This window comes from Leptolyngbya cf. ectocarpi LEGE 11479 (genome assembly GCF_015207065.1).
Lineage (GTDB): Bacteria > Cyanobacteriota > Cyanobacteriia > Phormidesmidales > Phormidesmidaceae > Leptothoe > Leptothoe ectocarpi.
Genome location: NZ_JADEXP010000256.1, coordinates 1 through 9,354 on the forward strand (window position 1 = coordinate 1; position 9,354 = coordinate 9,354).

Consider the following 9,354-nt stretch of genomic DNA (forward strand, 5'->3'; position numbering starts at 1 on the left):
CTGCAGGTCGTTCCAGTAGCTGCGAAATTCTTCGGTCCCAGCGACAAAGTAGGAGAGATCTGGGTCGGGTAGTTTTTCATTAGCGAGTTTGCGCAGATTTTTAGCGGTGCTGATGTGATGTTTGGCCAGCATATTGCCGATATTGCGGGAGCCGGAGTGGAGCATCAGCCAAACGCTGTCTTCGGTGTCAATGCATACTTCGATAAAGTGGTTGCCGCCGCCGAGGGAGCCCATTTGGCTGAGGGCTTTTTTCTCTAAATGCTGTACACCTTTGTGCAAGTCTTTGAAATTGCGCCAGCCTTGCCAGTTGTAGACGGATTTGCCAACTTTCTTGTTACTGTCGAATCCGGTGGGGATGGTGGCTTCGATTTCTTTGCGGATTTTTTTGAGTTTGCCGTCGAGCTTTTTGCTTTTGTAAGGGGTGCGAATGGCGCACATGCCGCAGCCGATGTCGACACCGACGGCAGCGGGGACGAGGGCGTCTTCGGTAGCGACGACGGAACCGACGAGGGCTCCTTTGCCGAGGTGGACGTCGGGCATGAGGGCGACGTGTTTGTAGACGAAGGGGAGGGAGGCGACGTTTTTGGCCATTTGGATCTCTCTGGAGGCGAGATCGTGGTTGGCCCAGGAGAGGATGGGTTTGTTGGTTCTGAAGGGGACGTTTTGGTATGGCATATTTATCGAGTTATGAATAGACCGAAAATAGAATTAGACAATGCCCACGGTATTTAGGGAGAATGGTTTTAGGGGGATGGTTCGCACTAAGGGCTTGTCAAAAATTAAGCTCATAGTTTTGACGATGACAATTGTGTTTAACCGGAAATGGGATAACCGCTCCTTTTAGAATTTTGTCGCAGCGCGCAAAATTCTAAATCACCTGACCAACTGCCCAAAGACGCTGTTAGGGATACCGCTCATATTTTTCCGTGGGTTCTAGGGCGGCGGTCCGCCCTAGCCAGGGGGTGTGGGGAACTCGGTGGGACCCCACGCAGCTGGTTTCGCTAGTTGTCAATACTCCTGAATATATGGGTTGAGTATAGACAATATCCCTAAATACATGGGTTGAGCATAGATCAAGCGCGATAAAGGTTGCTCAGGGCTTTCCTCCCTGAAACCCTCCTGTTCGTGGGGGCCTCGACGCCCCCACACCCCCAGCAAAAATATGATGATTATCCCTGAAAGCGTGTTTGGGTGGTCGGTGAAGTGGTTACGCTGCGACCCGTTATGCTCCACACCGTAAAAGATGGGTTATTGAGGAGCCTTAGGTGAGAAACGTTGGTCATGCTGGAATTTGGGTGACTGAAGCGGCTGGTCAAGAGTTACTGGGAACGGTTTACTGCGATCGCATCTTGAGTTTGCTATCTGAAGGTGATGGGTACCGGCAATTGCTTGTGGCATTAAACTAAGGGAAAATTCATTGCCTTTATAGTCCGATGATTGATGTTTCTGAAGAGCGTCAGCAGCAAATTATACAACGTGTATTAGCGGCACGCGCGACGAGGGCGGAACGGTTAGCGATGATGAAACAGCGTCAGCAGCAGGGGCTAGAGGCAGCTCGTCAGATGGCTACATGTCTTAAACAAGATTTTTCGGTGAACAAGGTCGTTTTGTTTGGTTCATTGCTTGATCATGAGCAAATGACTTGTCATTCAGATATTGACCTAGCGGTTTGGGGACTAGACTCCTGTTTACTATTTAAGGCTGGTGCTGCTATTGACAAGCATTGTGATTTCGAAGTTGATCTCATTGAGTTTGAGAAAGCACCTTTTTATATTCAGGAGTCTATATTGCAGGGCCTTGAATTATGAATCAAGGTAAGCTAAGTGTCAGAATTCAGCATGAGCTAACACAGATGCGTCATGCGGTTAGCCAAACAAAGCGTTTACTGCATAAGTCAGAGTTCAATGATGATGATGATATTGTAGATGCTCTGATCAGTACGTGTGGCTTAAATATGCAAAGCTTTTACACCAGTGCTGAAAATATTCTGTATGACATTGCGCGGACGATTGATGGCGATGTGCCTAGTGGTAAGAGTTGGCACAGTGAGCTGCTAGAACAGATGGCATTGCCTTTACCTGAAATCCGCAAAGCGGTGATTTCAAGTGAAACGTTTGCATTTTTGGATGAATTTCGTCGCTTTCGTCATGTTGTTCGCAGCCATTATTCATTCGAACTAGAGCATAGCCGGGTCAAGGAGCTATCCAGTCAGTTAGTGTCCTGTATGCAGGTTTTGCAGGCCGATCTTCAAGCCTTTCTACTAGAGTCAGGACAAATCTAGATAGTAGATGCGGGTGCTTGATTAGTAGGACTCGACATGGCTAGCGCTTGACAATTTATGGCGGTATTGCGTCTCCTATTACTTGTATACCTCGTTCATCCAGGTTTGGACAAAATCACGACGTTCAATATCGGTCCACCTGAGCCAGGTTTCCTGGGTGATCTGACTGGTGACGGCATCGACTAGGGGCCAAAAGGCTTCGTCCAGCTCTTGCTTGAACCGCTGGGGTTGGGCGTACATGAACTTGCACTTTTTGGGGTTGAGCCGGGCTAAAAATTTGGTGCGCAGATAGTAGGGGCTTTTGAGTTTGAGGGCAAAGGTGCCGTCGGTGGCCAGGCGGATCATAAAGCCTTCGTGCTCCACATGGTGGGATTTGGAGATGGCGTCGCCAAAGGTACAGGGGAACCAGGTGGGTCGGGGTGTTTGTAAGCTGGATGCGATCGCATCCAGCTCCTCTTCACTCATAAAGCCAGCGCCCAGCACACCGGCCCCAATTAAGTGCAGTCCGTGATCCTCCGGTCCGTATTGAATAATGTGCGGATCGTTAGGGTGGATAGCTTCCCATAGCAGCGTCACATGGCGGTGTGCCTGGAGCCAGGTCAGGACACGGCCATACAGTCCCTTTCTAAAGAGCAATGATTTTGCATACTCCACATACTCTCCTTGAAAAGATCCTGAACAGGTCGTTACCACCTGATTTGGATCATAAGGATGTAAAAACGTGCTCACTAAAAAGCCGTTGAGTTTTTCCACTGCGATGACATCGGTGTCATGGGGCAGTGTAGTATCGCGTTCTAGATAGTTAAATGTGCGGGGAAAGGGCTGGCTGACGGGGGTGCCATCGAGACCGACGACAACGCCACGGGCTAGCTTTAGCTCCGGATGGTCGTCCCAGGCGGTGGGAGAGAAAAAGGCTCTGGAGCTGTATTTAAACAGGGTGAGGGGGCCATTGTTGACCCGCTTGACCAGTTTTTTGGACACCAGCGGGTCCATTTGCGCGGCAAAGCTGGGGGGACGCTGGCTATAGTCAAAGGCGCAGGGTACTTCCACCCGGTCTTGCTCAGGTAGGCGCATGGCGGCTAGGGGGCCGCCAAACCCGGCTCCCATTTCTAGGGAATAGGTGCGGTCTCCCTGGGAGGTGAGGGGAATATGGCCCCGGACGACGGAGAGGTCGCTGGTCTGGCGAAAAATGCCGTCGGTGTCATGGGTTTCGTGCATCCGGCAGCGGCCATAGACCCGCTCGCGATCGGGTTGCAAAACGGGGTCAAACCATTCGATATCGCCGTGGCATAGGACATAGTGGCGATATCGATAAAACGAGGGCAGCGACTGGATAAAGTCTCTTACCTGGTTCTGGTAGTTGTTGTCACGCTGGAGTGCTTTGTGGAGCGTGCCCCGAGTGGATTTGCTTTTGATGGTGTCGCCGCGCAGCCCTCGGGCCAGGTTGTTGTCGTGGTTGCCGCGCACACAATAGTGGCCCTTGGCGACGGCCTGCATGACTAGATCAAGCACTTCTAGGGATTGGGGACCACGATCGACCAGGTCACCGAGGAAACACAGCTGGCGACCGTCGGGGTGATTGAGGTCTAGGTCATAGCCCAGCTTGTGGAGCATGGCCTGGAGGGTGTCGGCCAGTCCGTGGACATCGCCGATGACGTCTATCTGGGCGGTGTCTGGGATGGTGGGAATCTGAACGGTTAGGGTGGTGTTGCCTAGGGTCAGGGTGAAGGGCCAGTGGGAGTTGAGTTGGATGCGATCGCAAAACCTCGCTACCACAGCCTTCGGCACCCGACGGCGGCGCTGCTGATTTTGCTGCTGCACCTGCTCGACCGGTGGGTTAAAGATGATCACCTGTACGGGCACGCCTAGCTCCTCGGCAATGGTGGCAAAGGGTTTACGTTCTTTATCGCTGATCAGGGTAGCGTCTACGACGGTGGTGAGTCCGGCTTTGAGTCGGGCGCGGACGATATTTTCTAGGGTGGAAAAGATGAGCCGGTCGTCGGTGGCGAGGGGACGGTCGGTGACTTGGCCATCGACCAGGGTTTTGGCGGTGCCAAAGAAGGTTTGCCGCAGGGTATCGCTGGACAGCACGAGTTCGGGGGGGAGGTGCTGACAGGCGGTGGTTTTTCCGGCTCCGGGAGCACCGGAGAGGAGGACGAGGCTGCCGATGGGGATGGGGATGGTGTTCATACTGGTTTTATTCAGTCAGTATGCCCTGGATTTCGGATTTTTTGATGGATGGGGATAGGTGCTGTTATGGGCTTAGAGACAGTACACACAGCCAAACTGTCCCTTTAGTGGACAGCCCTCAACTAGCGGTGGGTTTTCAACCCAGCGTGGGCTCAAGCCTCACAACCGATCCTAGGGCAAGACATGCGCCTACAGGTCAGTAGCCTCATCCTGCATTTACCGCTTGACGAAACCCCAAAACCCGTTTTACAGTGGCCCAATGCTGCTTTTGCAGCACGTCCACTAGAACCTATAACTTGGCACCATCGGCAGGTGCTGGTACCACCTGGCCGATGGCTACCCACGGATTCGCGAGCAATCCACGGGATTGGGATATTATGCCCTACCCCCTGCGATTTGCCATGTCTTTTTGTGGGGGGCTAAGGGGTAGGTTCTGGCTTTCCTCTCGTTTCATTGGAGAACCAGACCTATGTTTCAAGAATCAACTTCCGGCGCAAATGCGTCGTCAAACCAGCCTGCGTCGCTCCCCGAGCACGCCTACGAGTCTGGACGCCATCTGCTATTTGGTAGTTTGAGCTATATCCAGACCACCATCAAACACCTGCACAAGCTCAACTACGCTGAGGCTAATGATTGGAGCCGTCCGTTACCGACGGGGCAACCGAATGAGGCCATGGCGATTTTGATTAAGCGGGTACGGATGGATTAGAACGAGCGTAATGATGAGCTAACAACGGTGGGCAACTACAATTTTGGCGAATTGTAAAAGATACGTCTAAGCAGTTGCCCACCCTACAGACTGCTGTTTCTCCAAAGTCTTCGTCTTCGTGAGCATCACCTACATTGACCTAGGGGATTGCAGTCTACTGCTACGTCTCTAAACATACAAGGGGTAATAGGTATGAAACAGTAATTGAGACAAACGATTGTAGCTTTGATGGAGTTTCCGTCCCCTTGAGGGGTAATAGGTATGAAACTCGAAGTGGGCTCCTTGGTTGCGTCTGGTACTATGTTTCCGTCCCCGTGAGGGGTAATAGGTATGAAACAGTAAGAGACTTTAATTATGGACCCTGTACTTTTATTGGTTTCCGTCCCCGTGAGGGGTAATAGGTATGAAACCAAAACAAATATAGCGATAACTCCAAGGCCAAGGTTTCCGTCCCCGTGAGGGGTAATAGGTATGAAACACTCCAATGGAGCGACATCAACACTCGATACGTTTAAGTTTCCGTCCCCGTGAGGGGTAATAGGCATGAAACCTGATTTTGTAACTGTTGTATTTCAAACATTCGCAATTGTTTCCGTCCCCGTGAGGGGTAATAGGTATGAAACAAAAAGAAGGAGTAAATAGTATCTCTGTTAGTTTTGAAAAGTTTCCGTCCCCGTGAGGGGTAATAGGTATGAAACCTCAAGGAAACGTATGGGCCAACCTGATAACTTTGCAGAGTTTCCGTCCCCGTGAGGGGTAATAGGTATGAAACTGTTATATGAAGAAAGCTGTTATGTTTGCTAATCTAGTTCAAAGTTTCCGTCCCCGTGAGGGGTAATAGGTATGAAACCGTATCGGGTTGGCTCTCCGCCTAACGACACTAAAACAATTTTGTTTCCGTCCCCGTGAGGGGTAATAGGTATGAAACACGCAACGCCGTCAAGTCTACCGAAGCCCAGCTGAGGTTTCCGTCCCCGTGAGGGGTAATAGGTATGAAACGGTACGGCTAGAAGCCTGCTAAATGCAGGGAAAGCAGCGGGTTTCCGTCCCCGTGAGGGGTAATAGGTATGAAACAACGCTAAGACAACAGACCTGCTGGCTGAGGCACACCGGTTTCCGTCCCCGTGAGGGGTAATAGGTATGAAACGTACCTAGTGCTCGCCAAGCTATTGCTCTTATCATGAGGTTTCCGTCCCCGTGAGGGGTAATAGGTATGAAACTTCGAGCAGCCGTTATCAGACTATGTTGAACCTGCAGAGGTTTCCGTCCCCGTGAGGGGTAATAGGTATGAAACCCCTCTCTCAGGAGCCCTTACCAGACAAGCAATCTGACCGTCAAATCGACGCACCCCGGTTCTGTCCACAGAATTCAAGTCAAAACCGAGCATTTTAGCCCCACGTCAGACGATAGAAGCCAATCACAGCAAGGCATCGACGCAGGTAAACGCAGCTATCAGGTTTTCAAGGTTCTCAGGGGGGTGCGAAGACCCACACCCAGCTCCCACAAGCTAACCCATCTATCCCCAATTGTCTAGCCTGATAAGTAGGTTGTCCCAATTAGGCTTCAGATCCCGAGGCCCCCTTCCGTCCCCCAATATTGGGGGAAACTAGATTCAAAGCCCCCAGTATTGGGGGTTTGGGGGCTTATTCGACGAAGCTAAACACCTGATCTTCTATCTTATAAACGATTAGGCTCACCCACTCAATCAATTCCCAAAAAAGGCCCAGAGACAATCATCTCCAGGCCAGGTGTGTGGCTAACATGATGGGACAAACATCGACCTCAAGCATCAGAAAAGTCGATTATCTAGATGCACATTCCTAACGAGAACGACGATTCCCTCGGTTTCCGCGCATCTCCTGCAGCTGAGCCAGCTGCTCATCCGTCAGCACCTCATCAGCCGCCGCTCGCGACGCCTCACGAATCTCTTGCAGCTGAGCACGCTGCTCTTCACTCAGGTCCAAATCACGCATGGCCCGGCCCCGCTCACGCCCCGTTTTACCGTCCAAAGCCGCTAGCTGGTCAGCACTCAAAACCGCCTCAGCCTGGGTGTGAGCATTCTCCCGAATCGCATCGAGTTCAGCCTGCTGCTCGGACGTCAAACTAAGCTTCTCAGCAAACTCTTCTCGATGACGCCCCCGACGCTCACCGCGCATGGCTTGTAACTGAGCCTGCTGCTCATCGGTAAACACCTCATCGGCAGCCGCACGGGACGTTTCGCGAATCTCTCGTAGCTGAGTGCGCTGCTCTTCACTCAGATCTAGACTACGCATAGCCTGACGCCGTTCTCGACCGGTTTTCCCGTCCAAAGCTGCTAGCTGATCGGCACTCAAAATCGCTTCTACCTGCGTGTGAGCGCTCTCCTTGATAGCATCTAGCTCAGCCTGTTGCTCCGAGGTCAGATTAATCTCTTCTGCCACTCCAGGAGGTAACGCATTGGCGCTCTGGGCTCTGAGGATAGCGGGGGTCACTGCCAAAGCAGTTAACATCAGAGCACTACCCAAACATTGTTTCAGGGTTGGAAATTTCATCGTGGGTCAGTTCCTTAACGATGGTCCTATCCTAGTCAAGGTGTTACAGCAGTGGCTGCTAGCGGGAGTCATCATCGGTCATACCTGAGGTCATGGTTAACCCCATGACTTTTGGCACTAATGGCAGAAATACCTGGGTACGGCTGAATTTACGGGTAGGGTTGAAAGGGACAGTGTTTGTAAACACAGAAACCATGACCCGCGCTATCCAGTTTCACAATCATCCGTTTCGATTTTTACTCTATCTAGAGTGGGGGCTGCTGGCGGTGGCAATTACCGGTATCCTAACCGCACCGACGCCGCTGCGGGAAATAGCGCGACGCGGTGTGCAGCATCACACGTCTGCACCGATACTGGCAATTAGCTGTATTTTGTTGTTCGGCCTGCTCGGTTTTTATTTGCCCACCCAAGGCATATGGGGACGTCTGGGGCATCTTGCCCTCCAGCTGGTGCTGATTGTGATCACGTCAGTACTCATGCTACGGGGAACACGGTTATTCCCCTTTGTTTATCTAATATTGGTGATTCGCAGCTGTCTAATGGTAGGTCTCATGGGGCGTATAGCTGTGACGGCGTTGACGTTTCTGTTATTTATGACCACGCTTGGGATCAAGTTTAGACGCCTAGACGGCCCTATCCCTAGACCTTTTCGCCCTTGGGTCCACAGTCTACATATGAACCTGGTTGTATTTTTTGGGTTGTCGCTTGTGTTTACACTATTGCTAGTCAATGCATTGCTCAATGAAAGAACAATTCAAACTCGATTACAAAAAACCAACAAAGAGCTGCAGCGGTCTGCCACCCAGGTAAAACAGCTGGCAACTGCCCAGGAACGTAGCCGCATCGCCCGCGAAATCCATGACTCTTTAGGTCATTCGCTAACCGCGCTTAACATTCAGCTAGAGGGCGCAATCAAACTCTCGCAGCGAGACCCGCAAAAGTCTCAAGCCCTGCTAAAAGAAGCTAAACGGCTGGGGTCGGTAGCGCTTCAGGATGTCCGTCAGTCTGTAGCCACCCTGCGGGACAAGTCTCCGGCAGACTCTCTTCACGCTCGATTAAATGCGCTAATTGACACCTTACACACCAGCGCTGGGATCACCCCCAATATCAACATTCAGCTTTTGACCCCTTTACCCACTGCCACTAGCATGGCGCTCTATCGCATTGCTCAAGAAGGCATCACTAATATTGTCAAACATGCCGAAGCGACGGCGGTAGACCTGAGCCTCATCGCAGATGTCTCCGAAACACGACTGCTGTTACGAGACAACGGACGCGGTTTTGACATCAGCCAAACCTCAACCGGATTTGGGCTGCAGGGCATGCGAGAACGAGCCCAGGCTATCGACGGTCAGCTAACGCTCAATAGTTCACCCGGCAGTGGCTGCGAGCTGAGAGTGGTCGTTCCAGGAGCCAGTTCAGGAGAAAAACAGTCATGAATCAACCCGCCAACATTACCGTCATGCTAGTAGATGACCAGCAGATTATTCGCCAGGGGCTAAAAACACTGCTGGACTTAGAAGACGATATTACCATCGTCGGCGATGCTGATAACGGCGAGACAGCCTTGGCTCTTTTAGAACAGCTTGACCCGCTGCCAGCGGTGATCCTCATGGATATGCGGATGCCGGTGATGGATGGGG

At 51.7% G+C, this 9,354-nt stretch carries 9 protein-coding genes and 1 CRISPR repeat array; of the genes, 6 read left to right on the plus strand and 3 right to left on the minus strand.

Annotated features, from left to right (window positions below; translation table 11 throughout):
* On the minus strand, positions 1-675 hold a 675-nt coding region (locus tag IQ260_RS21770), incomplete at its 3' end, for an RtcB family protein (protein ID WP_193995193.1).
* A gap of 590 nt (positions 676-1,265) precedes the next feature.
* On the opposite strand from IQ260_RS21770, the gene IQ260_RS21775 reads away from it, so the two are divergent.
* From IQ260_RS21775 to IQ260_RS21785, 3 genes are read left to right on the plus strand one after another with little or no spacing between them, the layout of a single operon-like run.
* Positions 1,266-1,406: a hypothetical protein gene (locus IQ260_RS21775; RefSeq protein ID WP_193995194.1), complete on the plus strand. Its 141-nt coding sequence runs from the start codon at positions 1,266-1,268 to the stop codon at positions 1,404-1,406.
* Between the two features lie 27 nt (positions 1,407-1,433).
* The gene (locus IQ260_RS21780) at positions 1,434-1,808 is read left to right on the plus strand and encodes a nucleotidyltransferase family protein (protein ID WP_193995195.1); all 375 of its coding nucleotides are present in this window, start codon (positions 1,434-1,436) and stop codon (positions 1,806-1,808) included.
* Positions 1,805-2,281 carry a ribonuclease toxin HepT-like protein gene (locus IQ260_RS21785; protein WP_193995196.1) on the plus strand — a complete coding sequence of 159 codons (477 nt, stop codon included), beginning with the start codon at positions 1,805-1,807 and terminating at the stop codon, positions 2,279-2,281. The genes IQ260_RS21780 and IQ260_RS21785 overlap by 4 nt, the downstream gene beginning before the upstream one ends.
* A gap of 78 nt (positions 2,282-2,359) precedes the next feature.
* On the opposite strand, the gene IQ260_RS21790 is transcribed toward IQ260_RS21785, so the two are convergent.
* Entirely contained in the window at positions 2,360-4,471 is a 2,112-nt protein-coding gene (locus IQ260_RS21790) for an AAA family ATPase (protein WP_193995197.1), read from the minus strand.
* Positions 4,472-4,940: 469 nt separating this feature from the next.
* Between IQ260_RS21790 and IQ260_RS21795 the strand changes: the two genes are divergently transcribed.
* Positions 4,941-5,180 carry a hypothetical protein gene (locus IQ260_RS21795; protein WP_193995198.1) on the plus strand — a complete coding sequence of 80 codons (240 nt, stop codon included), beginning with the start codon at positions 4,941-4,943 and terminating at the stop codon, positions 5,178-5,180.
* 233 nt (positions 5,181-5,413) lie between these two features.
* A CRISPR array of direct repeats spans positions 5,414-6,474; the repeat unit is 35 nt; unit sequence GTTTCCGTCCCCGTGAGGGGTAATAGGTATGAAAC.
* Positions 6,475-7,000: 526 nt separating this feature from the next.
* Here the strand turns inward: IQ260_RS21795 and IQ260_RS21800 are convergent.
* Entirely contained in the window at positions 7,001-7,711 is a 711-nt protein-coding gene (locus IQ260_RS21800) for a Spy/CpxP family protein refolding chaperone (RefSeq protein WP_193995199.1), read from the minus strand.
* A 104-nt stretch (positions 7,712-7,815) separates the two neighbouring features.
* Between IQ260_RS21800 and IQ260_RS21810 the strand changes: the two genes are divergently transcribed.
* Both IQ260_RS21810 and IQ260_RS21815 read left to right on the plus strand, forming a co-directional pair.
* Entirely contained in the window at positions 7,816-9,150 is a 1,335-nt protein-coding gene (locus tag IQ260_RS21810) for a sensor histidine kinase (RefSeq protein WP_228016335.1), read from the plus strand.
* A partial coding sequence (locus tag IQ260_RS21815) for a response regulator (protein WP_193995202.1) occupies positions 9,147-9,354 on the plus strand: 208 nt, incomplete at its 3' end. The genes IQ260_RS21810 and IQ260_RS21815, both read left to right, overlap by 4 nt.